The sequence below is a fragment of the Motiliproteus sp. SC1-56 genome (genome assembly GCF_017309075.1).
Classification (GTDB): Bacteria; Pseudomonadota; Gammaproteobacteria; order Pseudomonadales; family Balneatricaceae; genus Motiliproteus.
Map to the genome: position 1 here is coordinate 145940 of NZ_JAEMGS010000006.1, position 18921 is coordinate 164860.

17 protein-coding genes and 2 pseudogenes are annotated in these 18921 nt (G+C 60.7%); 7 read left to right on the plus strand and 12 right to left on the minus strand.

All coding sequences use genetic code 11. The features are described 5' to 3' along the window. Nucleotides 1-143 precede the first annotated feature (143 nt). Together JGZ97_RS08500 and JGZ97_RS08505 are read left to right on the plus strand one after the other, a co-directional pair. Nucleotides 144-1478 carry an MATE family efflux transporter gene (locus JGZ97_RS08500; RefSeq protein ID WP_242521622.1) on the plus strand — a complete coding sequence of 445 codons (1335 nt, stop codon included), beginning with the start codon at nucleotides 144-146 and terminating at the stop codon, nucleotides 1476-1478. Between the two features lie 71 nt (nucleotides 1479-1549). After that, a complete protein-coding gene (locus JGZ97_RS08505; protein ID WP_207062190.1) occupies nucleotides 1550-2716 on the plus strand; it encodes a cation:proton antiporter in 1167 nt (388 codons plus the stop codon). 26 nt (nucleotides 2717-2742) lie between these two features. Here JGZ97_RS08505 and JGZ97_RS08510 read toward each other — a convergent pair whose 3' ends face one another. The 10 genes and pseudogenes from JGZ97_RS08510 to JGZ97_RS18475 all read right to left on the minus strand — a co-directional run. Next, nucleotides 2743-3555 carry a DUF4922 domain-containing protein gene (locus JGZ97_RS08510; RefSeq protein ID WP_207062191.1) on the minus strand — a complete coding sequence of 271 codons (813 nt, stop codon included), beginning with the start codon at nucleotides 3553-3555 and terminating at the stop codon, nucleotides 2743-2745. After that, complete coding sequence (locus JGZ97_RS08515; protein WP_207062192.1) at nucleotides 3552-4238, minus strand: cache domain-containing protein; 687 nt, start codon at nucleotides 4236-4238, stop codon at nucleotides 3552-3554. Before JGZ97_RS08515 ends, JGZ97_RS08510 begins: the two co-directional genes overlap by 4 nt. A gap of 123 nt (nucleotides 4239-4361) precedes the next feature. Next, complete coding sequence (locus JGZ97_RS08520; protein WP_207062193.1) at nucleotides 4362-5417, minus strand: hypothetical protein; 1056 nt, start codon at nucleotides 5415-5417, stop codon at nucleotides 4362-4364. Between the two features lie 206 nt (nucleotides 5418-5623). Then, nucleotides 5624-6418: a tetratricopeptide repeat protein gene (locus JGZ97_RS08525; RefSeq protein ID WP_207062194.1), complete on the minus strand. Its 795-nt coding sequence runs from the start codon at nucleotides 6416-6418 to the stop codon at nucleotides 5624-5626. Between the two features lie 226 nt (nucleotides 6419-6644). After that, complete coding sequence (serS, locus tag JGZ97_RS08530) at nucleotides 6645-7916, minus strand: serine--tRNA ligase (RefSeq protein WP_207062195.1); 1272 nt, start codon at nucleotides 7914-7916, stop codon at nucleotides 6645-6647. Between the two features lie 27 nt (nucleotides 7917-7943). Beyond that, complete coding sequence (gene crcB / locus JGZ97_RS08535) at nucleotides 7944-8318, minus strand: fluoride efflux transporter CrcB (RefSeq protein ID WP_207062196.1); 375 nt, start codon at nucleotides 8316-8318, stop codon at nucleotides 7944-7946. A gap of 9 nt (nucleotides 8319-8327) precedes the next feature. Continuing rightward, on the minus strand, nucleotides 8328-9677 hold the full coding sequence (locus JGZ97_RS08540) for a replication-associated recombination protein A (RefSeq protein WP_242521623.1): 1350 nt from the start codon (nucleotides 9675-9677) through the stop codon (nucleotides 8328-8330). An 11-nt stretch (nucleotides 9678-9688) separates the two neighbouring features. Further along, the gene (gene lolA / locus JGZ97_RS08545) at nucleotides 9689-10306 is read right to left on the minus strand and encodes an outer membrane lipoprotein chaperone LolA (RefSeq protein ID WP_207062197.1); all 618 of its coding nucleotides are present in this window, start codon (nucleotides 10304-10306) and stop codon (nucleotides 9689-9691) included. A gap of 40 nt (nucleotides 10307-10346) precedes the next feature. Next, a pseudogene (locus JGZ97_RS18470) lies at nucleotides 10347-11846 on the minus strand (DNA translocase FtsK); the annotation flags it as partial. 423 nt (nucleotides 11847-12269) lie between these two features. Beyond that, a pseudogene (locus JGZ97_RS18475) lies at nucleotides 12270-12845 on the minus strand (DNA translocase FtsK 4TM domain-containing protein); the annotation flags it as partial. Between the two features lie 164 nt (nucleotides 12846-13009). Between JGZ97_RS18475 and trxB the strand changes: the two are divergent. The 4 genes from trxB (at nucleotide 13010) to infA (ending at nucleotide 15744) form a co-directional block, all read left to right on the plus strand. After that, nucleotides 13010-13966: a thioredoxin-disulfide reductase gene (trxB, locus tag JGZ97_RS08555; protein WP_207062199.1), complete on the plus strand. Its 957-nt coding sequence runs from the start codon at nucleotides 13010-13012 to the stop codon at nucleotides 13964-13966. 28 nt (nucleotides 13967-13994) lie between these two features. After that, the gene (aat, locus tag JGZ97_RS08560; protein WP_207062200.1) at nucleotides 13995-14684 is read left to right on the plus strand and encodes a leucyl/phenylalanyl-tRNA--protein transferase; all 690 of its coding nucleotides are present in this window, start codon (nucleotides 13995-13997) and stop codon (nucleotides 14682-14684) included. Nucleotides 14685-14710: 26 nt separating this feature from the next. Then, nucleotides 14711-15421 (plus strand): arginyltransferase, encoded by a 711-nt coding sequence (locus JGZ97_RS08565; RefSeq protein ID WP_207062201.1) that lies wholly within the window; start codon nucleotides 14711-14713, stop codon nucleotides 15419-15421. A 104-nt stretch (nucleotides 15422-15525) separates the two neighbouring features. Continuing rightward, on the plus strand, nucleotides 15526-15744 hold the full coding sequence (infA, locus tag JGZ97_RS08570) for a translation initiation factor IF-1 (protein WP_207062202.1): 219 nt from the start codon (nucleotides 15526-15528) through the stop codon (nucleotides 15742-15744). Nucleotides 15745-15785: 41 nt separating this feature from the next. Here the strand turns inward: infA and clpA are convergent, their stop codons facing one another. After that, nucleotides 15786-18041 carry an ATP-dependent Clp protease ATP-binding subunit ClpA gene (gene clpA, locus JGZ97_RS08575; protein WP_207062203.1) on the minus strand — a complete coding sequence of 752 codons (2256 nt, stop codon included), beginning with the start codon at nucleotides 18039-18041 and terminating at the stop codon, nucleotides 15786-15788. A 26-nt stretch (nucleotides 18042-18067) separates the two neighbouring features. Continuing rightward, nucleotides 18068-18412, minus strand: a complete 345-nt coding sequence (clpS, locus tag JGZ97_RS08580; protein ID WP_207062204.1) for an ATP-dependent Clp protease adapter ClpS — start codon at nucleotides 18410-18412, stop codon at nucleotides 18068-18070. A gap of 267 nt (nucleotides 18413-18679) precedes the next feature. Between clpS and cspD the strand changes: the two genes are divergently transcribed. After that, on the plus strand, nucleotides 18680-18910 hold the full coding sequence (gene cspD, locus JGZ97_RS08585) for a cold shock domain-containing protein CspD (RefSeq protein WP_207062205.1): 231 nt from the start codon (nucleotides 18680-18682) through the stop codon (nucleotides 18908-18910). The last annotated feature ends 11 nt before the right edge of the window (nucleotides 18911-18921 follow it).

Sequence of the window (18921 nt, forward strand, 5' to 3'; positions counted from 1 at the left end):
ATCGTTTGTTCGACCATTCTATGCCATTCATCAACAAGAATGAACCCTACCCCTTTAGTCAGATATTCCCTCCACTTCCCGCGCCTCCACGGTCAAGGCTTATCTGATAGAATGGCCCGTTTACGCCCTTGAGTGGAGCTCACTTGCAACTAGCCATCGATCGACAGCGCCTGAACGCCATTCTCGCTCTCGGGGTACCCATTATCGGCGGCATGCTCTCCCAGAGCCTTCTCAACCTGGTCGACACCGCTATGGTAGGCGCGCTCGGGGGGCACGCGTTGGCAGGGGTGGGTATAGGCAGTTATGCCAACTTCATGGTGGTAGCCCTCGTCATCGGACTCTCTGCGGGGGTCCAGACCCTCGTGGCACGGCGCCGGGGTGAAGGCCGGCACCACGAAGCAGCACTGCCCCTTAACGGTGGTTTGCTACTGGCGCTGCTGCTCTGCCTGCCCCTGACCCTGATCGCCCACCAGGGCGCCAGCGGTCTCGTCGGGCTTATCAGCGACGCACCTGAGGTCACGGCCGCCGCCGTTCCCTATTTCGAATACCGCACGCTCGCAATTCTGGCCGTGGGACTCAACGTCTGCTTTCGCGGGTACTGGAACGGGATCAACCGCTCGCTGGTTTATCTTCGCATTCTGGTGGTGACCCATCTGCTCAACGTCGCCCTGAGCTACGTGCTGATTTTTGGCGCCTTTGGGTACGCCGGCCTGGGCGCTCCCGGAGCGGGCCTGGGAACCAGCCTTGCGCTTTGGGTCGGCGCAATCCTCTGCGCCCTGATGACAGCGCGCAACGCCCGTCAAAACGGCTTTTTGCGACGCATGCCCGCCATTGACGAGATCGCCGGCATGCTCCGGCTCTCGCTGCCCGTTTCACTGCAGCAACTGATGTTTGCCATCAGCGTGACTATGCTGTTCTGGATCATCGCCCGTATCGGTACCGACGAACTCGCCATCGCCCACGTGCTGATTCACCTGGCCCTGTTTCTCATCTTACCGGCGGTGGGCCTGGGAATGGCCGCCACCACCCTGGTCAGCCAGGCCCTCGGTCGCCGGCAGCCAGAACAGGCCTGCCAGTGGGGTTGGGATATCGTCAAACTGGCAACACTGGTGCTGATGACCCTGAGCGTGCCACTGGTTTTGTTTCCGGAGGCCATTCTGGGGGTGTTCATTCGCGATCCAGCCCTGATCGAGCGCGCCGTGCTGCCGCTACAGCTCACCTGTCTTGCCATCTGCCTGGACACTGCCGCCATCGTTTTCACCCAGGCGCTGCTGGGGGCCGGCGCCAACCGCACGGTCATGGCGGTCACATCCCTTGGACAATGGGGTTTTTATCTACCCCTGGCGTGGCTGGTCGGCCCTTACCTGGGAGGCGGCCTACTCGGTATCTGGCTGGTACAATTGCTTCACCGGGCCCTATCCTCGGTGGTTTTTTCCTATATTTGGGCCCGGCGATCCTGGATTCACATCAAAATCTAACCCTTCGAACGGTGTCAAAACGGAGCCAACAGCTCCCCGACACCCAGTACTAACGGCCAAGGAAGCGACAGATGGAGCAGTCACTGGTTTTCTCCTTTTTCCTTATCTTCACCGGCGCAGCGGTACTGGCTTCCGCCGCACTCTATACGCGGCAGCCGCTACTGGTCGCCTACATTGCCCTGGGAGCCATTCTCGGCCCCTATTGCCTCTCGCTAGTCTCCGACACCCGCCTACTCTCCGATATCTCGGAGATCGGCATTATTTTCCTGCTGTTCCTACTCGGCCTGGACATGCAGCCCAGCCACCTCATCCACATGCTGAAAAAGGCAACACTCGTCGCGGTGCTGAGCTCCATCGCCTTTGCCGTTATCGGCTACGGTACAGGGCTGGCTTTCGGCTACACCCAAACCGAGAGCTTGATCATCGGGGTGGCCGTGATGTTTTCGAGCACCATCATCGGGATCAAGCTGCTACCCACCACCGTCTTGCATCACAAACACACCGGAGAACTGGTGGTCGGCTTGCTGCTGTTGCAGGATGTCATCGCGATCATGGTGCTGCTGGCGCTTTACAGCGGCAGCGCCGGCGACACCTCGCTACTCACCTACCTGAAAACGCTGGCGGCGCTGCCGGTGCTGGTGGTCGCGGCCTTCTGGATCGTCAAGTACGCGATCCTGCCGCTCCTACAACGTTTCGACCGCTTTCACGAATACATTTTCCTGCTGGCCATCGGCTGGTGCCTGGGGTTAGCCGAGGCGGCCCAGTTCGCCGGTCTGTCGGCAGAAATCGGCGCGTTCGTTGCCGGGGTTGCCCTCGCCACCAGCCCCATCTCCCAGTACATCGCCGAAAGCCTCAAACCCCTGCGCGACTTCTTCCTCATCCTCTTTTTCTTCTCCATCGGCGCCAGCTTCAACCTAGCGCTGGTGGATGAAATCGCCCTGCCCGCCCTGGCGCTGGCCGCGCTGATCCTGCTCCTCAAACCGGTAATTTTCCGCTTCTTGCTGATGCGGATCAGCGAAAGCCGCCAGCTGGCGTGGGAAGTCGGGTTTCGGCTGGGACAGATCAGCGAATTCTCATTGTTGATTGCCTACCTTGCGGCGGGTAACGCCCTGATCGGCGACGAGGCCTCGCATGTGATCCAGGCCACCGCTATCCTGACTTTCTTGGTCAGCTCCTATATCGTGATCTTCAACTATCCATCCCCCATCGCAGTTTCCGACCGTTTACGTCGGGACTGAGCATTGTGCCGGGACGGGTTTGAAGGTCAGCTGAGGGTTCTGAGCAGGGGCGCAATGCCCTCTCGTTTCAGCCACTGCAGGGGCTCGCGGTTGGCCAGCAACAGCGCGCCGGCAAAACCCAGGGCGTTGACCGAAAGCCCCCGGTAACGCTCTTGGCGGCGCGGCACGAGAATTGCCCACTGGCGGGTAACCAGCAGATTGTAGGGGCCGAGCAATCCCCGGGCATTCGGCGCCAGACCGAGATCAATAAGCGCCTGATCATAGAAAGCCTTCAACGGTGCGGCTCCGGGCACGCCATCAAATGATAGGTAACGGTGAGTAAACGGCAACGGCCGCCCCCGGGCCAGCCATTTATCGACCGGAAGTGGCCCCAAACTGTGCTCCGGGACAAGCTGCAGGTGCCGGTGAGGCTGGCTGGCCCCGGCCCCTGGGCCCCCATTGAAAAAGCCCAGCCCCGGCATCTGCTCGATCGCCTTCAACAAGACGTCGAAATCGGCTTCCTCAAGCGGGGCTTGCTGCGGCTCAAACTGCCGAGTGACCAACAGCAGATGGTCCTCAACGACGTTGAACTTGTTCAGCACACAGCGGTACCGGCTCCCCATCTCGCAGACCAGCAGCGCAGGCTCAGGATTGAGAAACGGGTTGTGCACCTGCGTCTGCGCGCGGGCAAGGCGGGTAGAGACACCGTGCTTCTTGGCCAGGCTGGTGAGGATCCGGACCTGGAACGGCCAGTTCGGGTCCGCTATCAGCAGCCGTTCCGTTTTAATTGACTCGAGCGCGCCGCTGGCGAGAGCCCGTCGGCTGGTCTCCCGGACGCGCTCGACCAGCCCGCCGCTCATCGGGTCGGGCGCTGCTGCTGGAAAAGGGTTCGCTGGTCCCTGGGCAGAAGATCGCCCCGGAAACCGAACCAAAAGAGCGCCAGCACCGCCAACAGAATCAAACCGATCGCCCCGAGGGTTCGCACTTCCACCCAAAACGCCCGGTCAATGTCATCCACGTACACCCCCGAGCCAATCCCCCAGCCCCAGGGTTTGAAGCCGATCACGTAGCTGACCTTCGCCAGCGGCTCGGCAGAACCGGGTTTGGGCCAGTGATAATGCAAGTAGCCAGACCCCTGCTGGCGAAGCAGGACCGCCAGACGCCCGTGCAGCGGGGTTTTACTGCCCGGGTCCAGGGTAGGCAACAACTGTCCGACCAGTTCGGGCTTAATGGGGTGCATCAGAAAACGGGCATCGTAATCGGTCACCCAGAAGTAATCATTACTGGCGTGACGCATCTCTTGCAGGGCCGCTAGCGCAGACTGCCTAGCCCGCGCCATGGCCATATCACCGCCTGCCGCGAGCTGGTAGTAATTCGCCACCCGCAGATAGCCCTCGCGCACCGTCTTCGCCAACTGTTCGGTGCGGTCAGCGATCAGCGCGTCCCTGACGCTCTTCAAGCCATAGCCCGTGCCAACGATCAGCAGCGCTAATACCAAACAGCTCCCCACGAAGCTGCGCGAGCGCACGCGAAGTCGAACCATTTCTTCCGCTCCCTGAAATCAACGCCCTATACTAGCGCCCTCTAATATCCGGGGCCAACCGTTAACCCGCCCGGGGGACGCCTTTTCCAAGCCTGACCAGCCTGCCGATGCCGCGGCGGGGCGCTAAGAAGCGCAGCTCAGCAACGCGACACCCTGTCGGTACCCGAGCCCCCCGTTGGCATGCAGCACCCCGCCGTGCTTTCCCTGGGCCCTGATTTCGGCGCAGAGATCCACCAGTCCGTTCAACGCCGGGTTGTTCCAAGGCGCGCGCGCCAAGTTCATGCCGCCAGTGACGGTTACCGGAAGTTTCTCCAGCAGCTCTGGCAAACAGGTCAGGTTCGACGCGATGCCGGTGCTGAGCAGAAAAGCCATGGGAACCACCGGGTAGCAGCTGTAGACCTCCAGCAGCAGGCGCTCGTCTTTGACGGCTGCGGCGACATCGACCCCAGCCTGCGCGACACACTCATCAAAAGCCTGTTGCAGGTGTCGGTAATCGCAAATGGCCTCCATCGCGCCGGGGCCATCCTCCGCCAGCAGCCCCAGCCCCACCCCTTTCAGCAGCAGCGGTAGCGCCGCCGGTTTGAGCGCCTTCAGCACGCGGTCATTACACAACAGTACCCGCCCCTCGAAATCGACTACCGGATTGGCGCAATCCACGCCCCGAAACAGCGGCGTCACCGGTTCCAGCCAGCGCGCCGCCGGCAAGCGATGCACCGGATGACCGGCCTTCCGGTAGGTGCGAAGATAGTTTTGATAGAGGGCGTCCCGACAACGGATAAAGAGATCACGGTCCCCGCCCTGACGCTTGATAAAGCACTCGGCCAGATCGTTGTAGGCCTGGGTCAGCGGGCAATCCGGGCCGTAAATCGCCATCCGCTCAAGGCGCTCCTCGCGGCTATAACCGCTGGCCAAGGGCTCATGGCCGCTGATCACCACCGCCTCGACATCGCCACCCACGATCAGTTGCCGCGCCCGCGCCAGGGCTTCCACCGGCGCACAACCACTGCGAAAATGATTCGCCGCAAGAGGACTGTGCCAGTCGGTTTTGAGCGGATCTATCGTCAGCGTCTCCACTGCAACGCCCTGTGTCTTTAACCGCTGCTCAATCGCTAAGCAGCCGTCCAGGAAGCCCTCCCCGTTAACAATTTTTTCTGCGGCGACGATCCAGGTGTTCGACATCAGGGAAATCCCTTAAAAAAAATCGTCATGCTAGCAAGTTGCCCCGGGCACATCAATCCAGGCCATTCTCACGCTGAGGCAGCGACGCTAAAGGGGAACACAACCTCCCGGAGAGGGGGATGGGTTAATACGCATCCCTGCGTACTCTGGTGTTGCAGGTAAGGAAAGGAAAGCTATGCAGGCCAATGGGGGGAGCGGCGCGCGCTTCAGCTTTCGTCAAAAATTTTTTGCCGCCGCTCTTCGACGATACGCTGAGCTTCCGCAAGCTGCTGTTCCGAGAGCATCGCCGCCACAGCATCCCGCGCCTTGAGTGACTGCTGGTCCCCTCCGGCGACCGCCAGGCTCCACCAGCTGTAAGCCTGCAGGTAATCCTTGTCGACCCCTTCGCCCTTGAAGTGCATCAGGCCGAGGGATATCAGGGAGTCAACATAGCCTTGGCCGGCGGCGCGGCGGTGCCATTTGAGGGCCTCGGTGTAACGGCGGGGAACACCTTTGCCGTTGTAGTAGAGGGTGGCCAGCTGATACTGGGCCGGCGCCAGGCCGCGTTCGGCCGCGTGCCGCAGCCAGAGGGCCGCCTGGGCGAAATCGGGCGCAATTCCCAGGCCGTCGTGGTAAAGCACGCCTAGACGGTACTGACCCAACGGGTCCCCGCCCTCGCCGGCCTGGCGGTATAGCGAAGCCGCCTGCCGGTAATCACGGGCAACCCCCAGCCCCTGCTCGTAGAGGGTTCCCAGCATCGACTGGGCACGGGGTAGTTTTTGCGCGGCTGCCTTACGGAACCAGTAGGCCGCCTTAACCGGGTCGCGCTCCGGACCCTGCGCACTCAAATAGACCAGTCCGAGGTCATACTGCGCACTGGCGTTGCCCTGGATGGCCAAGGATCGCCAGGCTTTTAGTGCCGTCGTGTGATCGCCCCGCTCGTAGGCCTCCAGCCCTTCGTAGAAATCCCCCCATACCGGCAATGAGACCAGCATCAGCCACGGCAGGATTTTTAACTTCATACGCATTCCTTGACAGCCTTACTCCGGGGTACAGAGGATAGATAGCGTCCGTTCGGAACAACTCAACGTCACTTCGCAGAAGACTAGCACGGGGACCGGCGTTAATGAACGATCGAGATCAAGGGTTAAACGCCTGACGCCCACCCCATCGCGGAAAAGTGCAAGGCACATAACGCAAAAGAGGCCCTGTGGGGCCTCTTTCAGAATACAGGACTCGTCCCGGTCATCAGATCTCGCTTACGCCACCCATGTAAGGCTGCAGCGCTTCGGGTACCCGGATGCGCCCTTCTGCGGTCTGGTAATTTTCCAGAATCGCCACCAGGGTCCGCCCCACCGCCAGGCCCGAGCCATTCAGGGTGTGCAGCAGCTCCGGCTTGCCGGTTTCCGGATTACGCCAGCGTGCTTGCATGCGACGCGCCTGGAAATCGCCCATGTTGCTGCAGGAGCTGATCTCCCGGTATTTTTGCTGCCCCGGTAACCAGACCTCCAGGTCGTAGGTCTTGGTGGCGGAGAAGCCCAGGTCGCCGCCGCAGAGCACCACCACCCGGTAGGGCAGCCCCAGCTTCTGCAAGATGGCCTCGGCATGGCCTGTCAGCTCCTCCAGGGCCTCCATGGAACGGGTCGGCTCCACCATCTGCACCAGCTCCACCTTCTCGAACTGGTGCTGGCGGATCATGCCCCGGGTATCCTTGCCGTAGCTCCCCGCCTCGCTGCGAAAACAGGGCGTGTGGCTGGTAAACTTCAGCGGCAGGGCGGCGGCATCGATGATCTGATCGCGGCCGATATTGGTCACCGGCACTTCAGCCGTGGGAATCAGGTAGAAGTCATTCTCGCCGGGAATCTTAAACAGGTCCGCTTCAAACTTGGGCAGCTGGCCTGTGCCCCGCAGGCTGTCGGCGTTCACCAGGTAGGGGACGTACACTTCCTGGTAGCCATGCTCCTGGGTCTGCACATCCAGCATGAACTGGGTCAGCGCCCGGTGCAGCCGCGCCATGGGACCACGCATGACGGCAAAGCGCGAACCGGTAATGCGGGCCGCCGTTTCAAAATCCAGCAGGCCGTCGCGGGCACCCAGGTCCACGTGGTCCTTGGGGGTGAAGTCCAGGGTTGTCGGCTCACCCCAGGTACGCACCAGGACATTGTCATCCTCGGTTTCGCCGGCCGGCACCGAGCTATCGGGAACGTTCGGCACCCCCATCAGGAGCTCGTCAAGCTGGGCCTGGACGGTACGAAACTCACCGGCCAGCGACTCCAGAGACTGCTTGATGCGCTCCCCCTCGGCTTTCAGCGGGGCGATATCCTCGCCGGCCTTGGCCGCCTGTCCGATCTTCGCGGCCTGCTGCTTACGCTGGCCCTGCAGCTGCTCGGTTTCGCTCTGCAGGCGTCGCCGCGCCGCTTCCAGCTCGTTGAAGCGCTCAACGTCAAGGCGGTAGCCTTTTTTGACGAGCGCCTGGGCCACGGAATCGATATCACTACGGAGCAGTTTCGGGTCAAGCATGGGAAGTAAAAAGCCTTATCTTGGGGTTCACAACAACAGACGGAAAAACCAGATGCCAGCGGCCAGCGCCGCCACGCAGCAAAGAACGCTCAATAATATATAAATTGCCGCCGGGATGATATGACCCTCCTGTATCAGGGTCACGGTCTCCAGCGAGAAGGTGGAGAAGGTGGTGAAGGCCCCCAGAAAGCCTACCATCGCCAGCTGACGGAACTCGGGAGGCCACTGGGATTTCTCGATGATCAGCACGAAACAGGCCCCCATCAGCAGCGAGCCGAGCACATTCACCGTCAGCGTGCCCAACGGCAGGTAGTGGTCGGTATTGTTGACCACAAAGCCGCTGAGCCAATAACGCGCCAGCGCCCCCAAGGCGCCCCCCAGGGCGATGTAGATCAGGTGCAAAAGCCCCTCCTACTCCTCATAGCGGCGGCGCCCGCTGTTACGATCCAGTTCGGCCAAGTGACGCAGCTTCTCCCCGATCTTGATTTCAAGCCCCCGCGGTTCAGGGTGATAGTAACGGCGCTGGTGCACCGCCTCCGGCAGGTAACACTCGCCGGCCGCAAAGGCGTTCTCTTCATCGTGGGCATAGCGGTACTCCTTGCCGTACCCGAGCTCCCCCATCAGGGCGGTGGGCGCGTTGCGCAAATGCGGCGGGACTTCATAGGAGGAATCTTTGGCAACATCAGCCAACGCTTGGTTGAAGGCCCGGTACACCGCGTTGCTCTTGGGGGCGCAGGCACAGTAGACCGCCGCCTGGGCGATGGCGCGGTTGCCCTCGGCCGGGCCCAGGCGCTCGAACGCGTCCCAGGCGTTCAACGCCACCTCCATGGCCCGGGGATCGGCATTGCCGATATCCTCGGAGGCGATTGCCAGCAAACGCCGAGCCACGTAGAGCGGATCACAGCCGCCGTCGAGCATGCGGGCGAACCAGTAAAGGGCGCCGTCCGGGGACGAGCCCCGCACCGACTTGTGAAAGGCCGATATCTGGTCATAAAAGATATCCCCCTGCTTGTCGTATCGGCGGCCCGAGGCCTGCAGCACCTCCTCCAGCACCTGGGTATCGATGCGCTCCCCCTCCCCCTCGGAGCGGGCCAGATCCGCGGCGATTTCCAGCAGGTTAAGCGCACGGCGCCCGTCACCGTCCGCGGCGCGGGCCAACTGCTCAATACTGGCATCGTCAATCTGCAGGTCCCGCTTACCCAGCCCCCGCTCCGGGTCGGTCAGGGCACGGCGGATCAGCTGCCCCAGGGTGTTCTCGTCGAGACTCTTGAGCAGGTAGACCCGTGCCCGGGAGAGCAGTGCGCTGTTGAGCTCAAAAGAGGGGTTTTCCGTGGTGGCGCCGATAAAGATAAAGGTGCCCTCTTCGATGTAGGGCAGAAAAGCGTCCTGCTGGGACTTGTTGAAGCGGTGAACCTCGTCGACAAACAACAGGGTCTTGCGTCCGGACTGGGCGCGTAGCTGCTGCGCTTCGGCCACGGCCTGGCGAATCTCCTTGACCCCTGAAAGCACCGCGGAAATAGTGGTGAAGTGGGCGTCGCAACGCTCGGCAATCAACCGCGCCAGGGTGGTCTTGCCCACCCCAGGGGGGCCCCAGAGCACCATGGAATGGGGCAGCCCCTGCTCAATGGCGGTGCGCAACGCCTTACCCGGCCCCAGGATATGCGCCTGGCCCGCATACTCATCCAGCGTCGCGGGCCGCATGCGAAACGCCAGGGGCTGGTACACGTCAGGCCCCTGATCGGAAAACAGATCCACTGCCATACTCAGCCGCCCTACTCCACGATCAGGTCAACACCGGGGGGAACCTCGAAGGTAAACACCTCCGCTGACAACGGCGGATTGAGCTCGACATTGTCGAACAGCAGGCTGGTTTTCTGACCCAGGCTGTCCTCGAGCTGCATCTCCCGGGGCACGCCCGCCTCCAGGTAGAGCCGCATCACCACAAACTGGGCACTGTCGTCTCTGGGCCGCAGGCTGAAGACCCCGCTCTCTCCCTCGGCCGGCCCCTGGATATCAAACGCGTTGTCCAGCGCAGAGAGATCGCCGCTGAGCAGCAGTGCCGGGGTATTGGTCAAGCGCTGATCCAGAGACTGCTGGGTGACCTGCTCCAGGTCTTCGTCGTAAAGCCAGAGCTGCTCACCGTCAGATACCAGCAGCTGGGGAAACGGTGCCTCGGTGCGCCAGCGAAAGCGCCCGGGGCGCTGCAGGCTGACCTGCCCCCGGCTCTCCTGAAGCCGGGTTTCACTGCTGTCGAGCACCAACTGTTCAAAATCGGCGCTCAGGGATTCGAACCCGGAGAGCAGGCGATTGAGGTTTTCGGCAGGCGTCGCGCCTGAAGCAGCCCCGGCCCACAGCAGGGCCAGCAGCCCCAGGAAACGGTACCTAGTCATCTCGCTCCTTAGTCATCTCGCTCCTTAGTCATTTTGCTCATCAGGCCTCCACCGGGGGCGGGGCCAACACCTCGCGGCTGCCGTTGTGGGCGGCTTCACTCACCACTCCCGCGGCTTCCATGGATTCCACCAGCCGCGCGGCCCGGTTATAACCGATTTTCAATTTGCGCTGCACCGACGAGATCGAGGCGCGCCGGCTCTGGGTCACGAAGGCCACCGCCTCGTCGTAAAGCGGGTCGTCCTCTTCTTCAAACAGTCCGCCGGTGCTGCCCTGGGTATAGTCGCCATCCACAGCCCCCTGCAGAATCTCTTCAACGAACTCCGCCGGTCCCCAGGCCTTCCAGGCCTCGACCACCCTGTGCACCTCCTCGTCGGCCACGAAGGCCCCGTGCACCCGCACCGGCATGCTGGAGCCGGCGGGCAGGTACAGCATATCGCCGTAGCCGAGCAGGTTCTCGGCGCCGCTCTGATCGAGAATGGTGCGAGAATCAATCTTCGAAGAGACCTGAAACGCGATCCGGGTCGGCACGTTGGCCTTGATCAGACCGGTAATGACATCCACGGAGGGACGCTGGGTGGCCAGGATCAGGTGAATCCCCGCCGCCCGCGCCTTCTGGGCGATACGGGCGATCAGCTCTTCCACCTTTTTGCCGACGATCATCATCATGTCGGCAAACTCGTCAACCACCACCACGATATAGGGCAGCGGCTCCAGCTCAGGCGCCGGGGCGCCGGGCTCCAGCCCCTCCTCCTCCGGGTTCCAGAGCGGGTCGAAAATCGGTTCTCCCGCCGCGCGCGCCTCGCGAAGCTTGTCATTGAAGCCGGCCAGGTTGCGCACCCCGAGCTTGGCCATCAGCTTGTAACGGCGCTCCATCTCTCCGACACACCAGCGCAGCCCCGTGGCCGCCTCCTTCATGTCGGTGATCACCGGCGTAAGCAGATGAGGAATTCCGTCGTAAATGGAAAGCTCCAACATCTTCGGGTCGACCATCATCAGCCGCACTTCGTCGGGGGTGGCCTTGAACAGCAGACTGAGCAGCATGGCGTTGACCCCCACCGACTTACCGGAACCGGTGGTACCGGCTACCAGCAGGTGGGGCATCTTGGCCAGGTTGACCACCACCGGGTTGCCGGCAATGTCATTGCCCAGCGCCAGGCTGAGCTTGGCGCTGGCCTTGCCGTAGGCGTTGGAGTCAAGGACCTCGCTGAGGCGCACCACCTCGCGGCTTTCGTTGGGAATTTCGATGCCCACCACCGACTTGCCGGCGATGACCTCCACCACTCGCACACTGAGCACCGCCATGGAGCGGGCCAAGTCCTTGGCCAAATTGGAAATTTTGCTGACTTTCACCCCGGGGGCGGGCTGAATTTCAAACCGGGTGATCACCGGGCCCGGATTCACTTCGACCACCTCGGCCACTACCCCAAAGTCCTTGAGCTTGGCCTCCAGCAGGCGCGACATGGACTCCAACTGCTCGGCGCTGTAGCCCAGCGCCTTCTTGCTTTCAGCCGGATCCAGCAGGCTCAGGTCAGGCAGGGACCTCTTCGCAGGCGGCGGGGTGGGCGCCCGTCGCGTAGCAGGACGGGTATCAGGCACGTGATCACCGTCGAGCTTCGTCTGATGGGCTTCTGAAAGCGGTACGATTTTCAGCTCGCTGCCGGCCGGTTTGTCATCGCTCCCGCCCTGATCATCAATGGCGCTCAGCGCGTCCTCGGACCAGGGCGCGTCGTCAGTGGCCGCACCCAGATCCAGCGTATCCAGTGCTTGCAACTCCGGCTCCCATCGTTCGCCCGGTTCTTTTTGGCGGTTGCCGGAATTCACCGCGGGGGGATCACAGGGCTTATCCGCCAAGGATACAGACGCGGATTTTTCTTCGCTGGCGAAACGCGGTCGCGGGCTAAAGCCCCTTCCCAATCCAGCCCGCTTCTCCCAAACCGCCAGTAGCGCCTGACCAATACGGTCAGCCAGCACCGTCCAGGAGAGGTCGGTAAAGAGGGTGATGCCCAGCAGCAAGACCACCATCAGCACCAGGGTACCGCCGGGAAGACTGAACAGGTTGACGCTCAGATCAGCCAAACTCAACCCGACCATGCCGCCGGCGGAGAAAGGCAATTCAAACCATCCCCTGGCGACGTGCAGGCTGGCCAGGGCCGCGCCGGCCAGGAGCAAAAGCGCCGCTCCCAGAGTGCGTAAGAACAGGTATGGCAGCATCACCTCCAGCCCCTGCCCCCGTCGGCGCAGGAACATCACCGCCCGATACCCGAACATCAGCGGCACAACGAAACTCAGGTAACCCAACATGGAGAAGCAGAAATCGGCCAACCAAGCGCCGCTGTAGCCGGCGGCGTTCTCGACCCCGCCGCCATAACCCAGGTGGGACCAACCGGGGTCCCGGGCGTCAAACGTCGCCAGAGACAGGAGCAGGAAGGCGCAAAAGCCCACCAGCAGGATCAAGAGCCCCTCTTTGGCGATACGCGCCAGGAATCGAATAAAGACTTCCCGCTCGGTGCTGCTCAAACTGCGCTTCTCCAAGTTCATTAGAAAAAGGGGAAAATACCATATTCACGACCTCTCTCGCACCGCCATAATTCAGGACGGGGACTATTTCAGCGGAGTGCCGCTGCTGGACCTGTTACCCGAGCCTGCTTTTGCTTTAAGATATCGCAATTGCACAAACCCCACCTTTCAGTTCGAGAGAGACCATGAGCGACACTAAGCACTCCCGCTTGATCATCCTGGGCTCCGGCCCGGCCGGTTACACCGCAGCCGTCTACGCTGCCCGCGCCAACCTCAAGCCGCTGCTGATCACCGGCATGCAGGCAGGCGGCCAGCTCACCACCACCACCGATGTGGACAACTGGCCCGGGGACGACGAGGGGGTACAGGGCCCGGAGCTGATGCAGCGGATGCAGCGCCATGCCGAGCGTTTCGAGACCGAGATCCAGTTCGACCACATCAACGAAGTGGCGCTCAAGGAACGTCCGTTCCGCCTGCAGGGCGACAGCGGCACCTACACCTGCGATGCACTGATCATCGCCACCGGCGCGTCGGCGCAGTACCTGGGGCTTGATTCCGAAGAAGCCTTCAAAGGCAAGGGAGTAAGCGCCTGCGCCACCTGCGACGGATTCTTCTATCGCAACCAAAAAGTCGTGGTCATCGGAGGCGGCAACACCGCCGTGGAAGAGGCGCTCTATCTGTCCAACATCGCCTCCGAGGTAACCCTGATCCATCGTCGCGACAGCCTGCGGGCGGAAAAAATCCTGCAGCAGAAGCTGCAGGAAAAGGTCGAGAACGGCAACATCAACATGGCCTGGAACCACGTCGTTGAGGAAGTCCTCGGTGACGAAATGGGGGTCACCGGCGTCCGGGTGCGCGACACCCAGAGCGGAGAAACCCGGGTCATCGACACCATGGGCGTTTTTGTGGCCATCGGCCACAAGCCCAACACGGACATTTTCGACGGGCAACTGGAGATGAATAACGGCTACCTGACGATCAACAGCGGCCTCCAGGGGAATGCCACCCAAACCAGCATTCCGGGTGTCTTCGCCGCCGGCGACGTCGCCGACCAGGTATACCGTCAGGCGGTCACCTCAGCCGGATTCGGCTGCATGGCCGCCCTCGACGCCGAGCGCTTCCTGGACGACCAGGAGGCCTGACAGCGACCAGGCAGGGATCACCCCACCTATGACCTCCATCCCCTGGCTCAGCCCGGGAGGCACCGATTTCCCCCCCGCCTCCCGGGCGCTGGACGATCCCAACGGGCTGCTGGCCGCCGGCGGAGACCTAACGCCAGCACGCCTTATCGAAGCCTACAGAGGCGGCATTTTTCCCTGGTTTGACGACCAGCAGCCGATCCTCTGGTGGAGCCCAGACCCGCGCTGCGTGTTGTTTCCGGAGCAAATGCACATCTCCCGCAGCCTACGCAAAAGGCTGCGGCGCGGGGATTACAGGGTCACTCTCGATTCCGCGTTCACTGAGGTCATCGGCGCCTGCGCACAGCCGCGCCAGGACAGCGAAAGCACCTGGATCACGACCCAGATGACACAGGCTTACACTGAACTGCACCGTCGCGGCATTGCCCATTCGGTGGAAGTCTGGATGGGGGATAACCTCGTCGGCGGCCTCTACGGGCTGGCCATGGGCCGCCTGTTTTTTGGTGAATCCATGTTCAGCCGCGGCCGCGACGCTTCGAAAATCGCACTGGTACGATTGGTCGAACAATTGCGCCTCTGGGGTTATCATTTGATTGATTGCCAAGTTTACAGCGACCACCTGGCATCACTGGGGGCCACGGAAATCCCCCGCAAGCATTTTTTGGAAATTTTGAACCGGGAAGTGGATGCCCCCGCCGAGCACGCATGGGCATTTGAATAAAGAGCCCCGGAGGGGCACCCAGCACCGTGACCGATCTGCGCGAACTGCAATTTTACGCCACTCCAGAGCACCCCTGCAGTTACCTGCCCAGGCGCCAGGCCAAGACGCTTTTTGTCGACCCCTCGGCGGAACTCGATCAGTGCAATTACAGCCTGCTTTCTGACCTGGGCTTTCGTCGCAGCGGCCCGCATATTTACCGCCCCCACTGCGAAGGCTGTAGCGCCTGTATTTCTGCACGCATTCCGGTGAACCTGTTCCGCCCCAACCGTGGACAACGGCGAGTATTGCGCCGCAACCAAGACTTGGAAATGCGCATTTCCGAACCGCACTTCTCAGAGGAGCTCTACCAGCTCTATCGGCGCTACATCACAGCACGTCACGCCGATGGCGATATGTACCCGCCCAGCCCCGAGCAGTTCGACTCTTTTCTGATCCGCTCCAACCACCACACGCGCTTCTATCAGTTGCATCACCATGAGCGACTGGTGGCTGTAGCCGTGATGGACCAGCTCGACCAGGGCTTGTCGGCTATTTACACCTTTTTTGAACCTGAAATGGCACACCGCAGCCTCGGTCAGTACGCGATTCTGCGCCAGATCGAGATCACCCGTGAGCATAACCACCCGTTTCTCTACCTGGGTTACTGGATTCGGGGCTGCCAGAAAATGGCCTACAAGACCAACTACCGCCCCATCCAGCTGCTCATTAACGGACAATGGGTTCACTGTGGTGACTAGGGAGCGAAATAGGTTCAAAAGACTTTGCGAAACTGCGCTAAATACGGCAAAATACCGCGCCTTAGCAAATCCCTAGAGTCAATGGCATCAGAGGTAACCCCTGAATGGCAAAAGAAGATTGCATCGAAATGGAAGGGGTCATCGTCGACACGCTTCCTAATACCATGTTCCGGGTAGAGCTCGAAAACGGCCACGTGGTCACGGCCCACATCTCTGGCAAGATGCGTAAAAACTACATCCGTATTCTAACCGGCGACAAAGTCAAAGTTGAGCTGACCCCCTACGATCTCTCCAAAGGGCGCATCGTCTACCGCTCCCGCTAACCGCCGGCACCCGGCCGGCGGTCTCAGAGGCGAGGTAGCCTTCAGGCTGCCTCGAAGACGAACTCCAGTTTTCCGTCCTGCTCGGTTACAACAACCACCCCTCCCTTCTCGGCAAGCACCCCGAACAGCACCTGCTCGGCCAGTGGCTTTTTGATCTGCTCCTGGATCAGCCGTGCCATTGGGCGCGCACCCATCTTGTCGTCGTAACCGTGCTCAGCCAACCAGTGACGAGCTTTCGCATCCACGTCCAGGTGCACCCGCTTGTCATCAAGCTGGGCCTGCAACTGGGTGAGAAACTTGTCGACCACGCCCTCGATCACCTTCATATCCAGGGACTTGAACTGAATGATTGCGTCCAGACGGTTGCGGAACTCGGGCGTGAACATCTTGCGAATGGCTTCCATCCCATCGGAACTATGGTCCTGATGACTGAAGCCGATGGAACGCCGAGCGATCTCCTCGGCCCCCGCGTTGGTGGTCATCACCAGGATTACGTTACGAAAATCAGCTTTGCGCCCGTTATTGTCGGTAAGCGTGCCGTTATCCATCACTTGCAGCAGCAAGTTGTATACCTCGGGATGAGCCTTCTCAATCTCGTCCAGCAACAGCACGCAATGGGGGGTCTTGGTGACCGCCTCGGTCAGCAGGCCACCCTGGTCATATCCCACGTAGCCCGGGGGCGCCCCGATAAGCCGGGAAACGGTGTGCCGCTCCATGTATTCGGACATGTCAAAGCGCACCAGCTCGATACCCAGAATCGTCGCCAGCTGGCTGGTGACTTCGGTTTTCCCCACCCCTGTCGGACCAGCAAACAGGAATGAACCGACCGGTTTCTGTGGCTCGTTTAGACCGGCCCGGGAAAGCTTGATCGCCGCCGCCAAGGTGGAAATAGCCTCATCCTGCCCAAAGACCACCATCTTCAAGTTCTCTTCCAGCTTGGCCAGCGCCTTTTTATCGGATGCGGATACGCTCTTAGGGGGAATCCGCGCGATCTTGGCGACAATGTCCTCGATTTCCGGCACATCGATGGTTTCTTTTCGCACCTCGTCGGATTTCAGCTGCTGGTAGGCCCCAGCCTCATCGACAACATCGATCGCCTTGTCCGGCATATGCTTGTCGTTGATGTAGCGATCGGCCAGTTCTGATGCCGCCTTCAGGGCCTCATCGGTGTACGTCAGCTTGTGGTGGTCCTCAAAGCGCGACTTTAACCCCTTGAGGATTTGATAGGTCTCATCGACGCTGGGCTCGAGCACATCGATTTTCTGGAAACGACGAGCCAATGCCCGGTCCTTCTCGAATATTCCTCGAAACTCCTGAAATGTGGTTGAACCGATGCAGCGCAGCTCGCCGGTACTGAGCAGCGGCTTCAGCAGGTTCGAGGCGTCCATCGCCCCGCCCGAGGCAGCGCCTGCACCGATGATGGTATGTATTTCATCGATAAAGAGAACGCTTCCCTCTTTTTTGCTGATCTCGGCCAACAACCCTTTCAAACGTTTTTCGAAATCCCCCCGGTACTTGGTACCTGCCAGCAGCGCACCCATATCCAAGGAGTAAACCACACTGTTGGCGACAACCTCCGGCACTTCCCCTTCGATAATCAGTTTGGCCAGCCCCTCAGCGATCGCCGTTTTGCCCACCCCGGCTTCACCTACCAGCAGCGGGTTGTTCTTGCGCCGCCGGGACAGAATCTGAATCACCCGCTCCACTTCGGCCTGGCGACCCACCAGCGGATCAATGCGCCCGGTGGCCGCCAGCTCATTGAGGTTGATGGCATATTGGCTCAGCGGGCTGGATTCCTGCCCCTCCTCCAAATCGCTCTCGACCTGCGGCTCGTCATCGTCATGGGCGTGAGAATTGTCCACTACCTTGGAAATGCCGTGAGAGATGTAGTTGATTACATCGATGCGCTCGATGCCCTGCTGATTGAGGGCGTAGACCGCCTGACTCTCCTGTTCGCTGAAAATCGCCACCAGCACGTTGGCACCGGTCACCTCCTCCCGGCCGGAGGACTGCACATGAAAAACAGCCCGTTGCAGCACCCGTTGAAAACCGAGGGTCGGCTGGGTGTCTCTCTCAATATCGTCGGCGGGAATGAGGGGGGTAGTCGACTCCACAAAGGCGTTGAGGTTAGCCCGTAACTTGTCAATATCGATACCACAGGCGCGCAACACATCGACCGCCGACTGGTTGCTCAGCAGCGCCAGCAGCAAATGCTCGACTGTCATAAACTCGTGGCGTTTGTCCCGGGCTTCCTGGAACGCCACGCTAAGCGTCATTTCTAGTTCTTTGTTAAGCACGACTTACAGCCTCACAGTACCGTTTACTACGCCTTATCCACTTCGCAGAGGAGGGGGTGCTGGTTTTCTCTTGCATATTGATTCACTTGCGCGGCTTTAGTTTCCGCTATGTCCCGCGGAAAAATGCCGCAGACACCCTTGCCCTGAGTATGCACTGCCAGCATGACCTGGGTCGCTTTTTCCTGGCCCATGGCAAAGAAAACTTTCAGCACCTCCACCACAAACTCCATCGGAGTATAGTCATCGTTAAGCAGGATCACTTTGTACATCGAGGGCGGCTTCAGCTTGGGCTTGGCTTGCTGGGTCGCCACCCCCCCACTTTCCTCCGGAGCCCCCTGCGGGCCACACTTGATCAGGGTCCACTCTGTCATCTTTACAACCTATCAACGTCGTCTACCGGTTATGATAACGCCCCCTAAAACTGGACGCACCCTGCTGGACAACGCATCTCTCCCTAAGCCTAGAAAACTCGTGCCTGTTTGCAACGCCACCCCGCCCCAAACGGGCGTTCCAATTTACAAATATTTTACATTTGACGAAACCGCGTAGTTGAAAATCCTGGGGGACGGGACCAAAATTTCTTAGACCGTACCGAGCGCAAGCTCACATCTGTTGCTGCAGTACTAAAGGAGTTTTATATGCATTCAGGGAAAGTGAAGTGGTTCAACAACGCCAAGGGATATGGGTTCATTCTTTCAGATGTGTGCGACGAGGATCTGTTCGCACACTACTCTGCTATCCAGATGGACGGTTACAAAACCCTCAAGGCCGGACAGCCGGTGGAATTTGATACCAGCCCCGGTCCCAAGGGGACGCACGCGGTGAACATCCGCCCGGCCGAGGGTAGCAAGCCCTACCACGACGCCTAACAGCCCCAAAA

What these genes read in the sequence shown, in the direction of transcription:
- JGZ97_RS08510 (WP_207062191.1), bottom strand. Translation starts at nt 3,555, where the DNA reads ATGAGCGGCGGGCTGGTCGAGCGCGTCCGGGAGACCAGCCGACGGGCT.
- JGZ97_RS08515 (WP_207062192.1), bottom strand. Translation starts at nt 4,238, where the DNA reads ATGGTTCGACTTCGCGTGCGCTCGCGCAGCTTCGTGGGGAGCTGTTTG.
- JGZ97_RS08525 (WP_207062194.1), bottom strand. Translation starts at nt 6,418, where the DNA reads ATGAAGTTAAAAATCCTGCCGTGGCTGATGCTGGTCTCATTGCCGGTA.
- trxB (WP_207062199.1), top strand. Translation starts at nt 13,010, where the DNA reads ATGAGCGACACTAAGCACTCCCGCTTGATCATCCTGGGCTCCGGCCCG.
- aat (WP_207062200.1), top strand. Translation starts at nt 13,995, where the DNA reads ATGACCTCCATCCCCTGGCTCAGCCCGGGAGGCACCGATTTCCCCCCC.
- JGZ97_RS08540 (WP_242521623.1), bottom strand. Translation starts at nt 9,677, where the DNA reads ATGGCAGTGGATCTGTTTTCCGATCAGGGGCCTGACGTGTACCAGCCC.
- serS (WP_207062195.1), bottom strand. Translation starts at nt 7,916, where the DNA reads ATGCTTGACCCGAAACTGCTCCGTAGTGATATCGATTCCGTGGCCCAG.
- JGZ97_RS08520 (WP_207062193.1), bottom strand. Translation starts at nt 5,417, where the DNA reads ATGTCGAACACCTGGATCGTCGCCGCAGAAAAAATTGTTAACGGGGAG.
- JGZ97_RS08505 (WP_207062190.1), top strand. Translation starts at nt 1,550, where the DNA reads ATGGAGCAGTCACTGGTTTTCTCCTTTTTCCTTATCTTCACCGGCGCA.
- clpS (WP_207062204.1), bottom strand. Translation starts at nt 18,412, where the DNA reads ATGACAGAGTGGACCCTGATCAAGTGTGGCCCGCAGGGGGCTCCGGAG.
- cspD (WP_207062205.1), top strand. Translation starts at nt 18,680, where the DNA reads ATGCATTCAGGGAAAGTGAAGTGGTTCAACAACGCCAAGGGATATGGG.
- infA (WP_207062202.1), top strand. Translation starts at nt 15,526, where the DNA reads ATGGCAAAAGAAGATTGCATCGAAATGGAAGGGGTCATCGTCGACACG.
- lolA (WP_207062197.1), bottom strand. Translation starts at nt 10,306, where the DNA reads ATGACTAGGTACCGTTTCCTGGGGCTGCTGGCCCTGCTGTGGGCCGGG.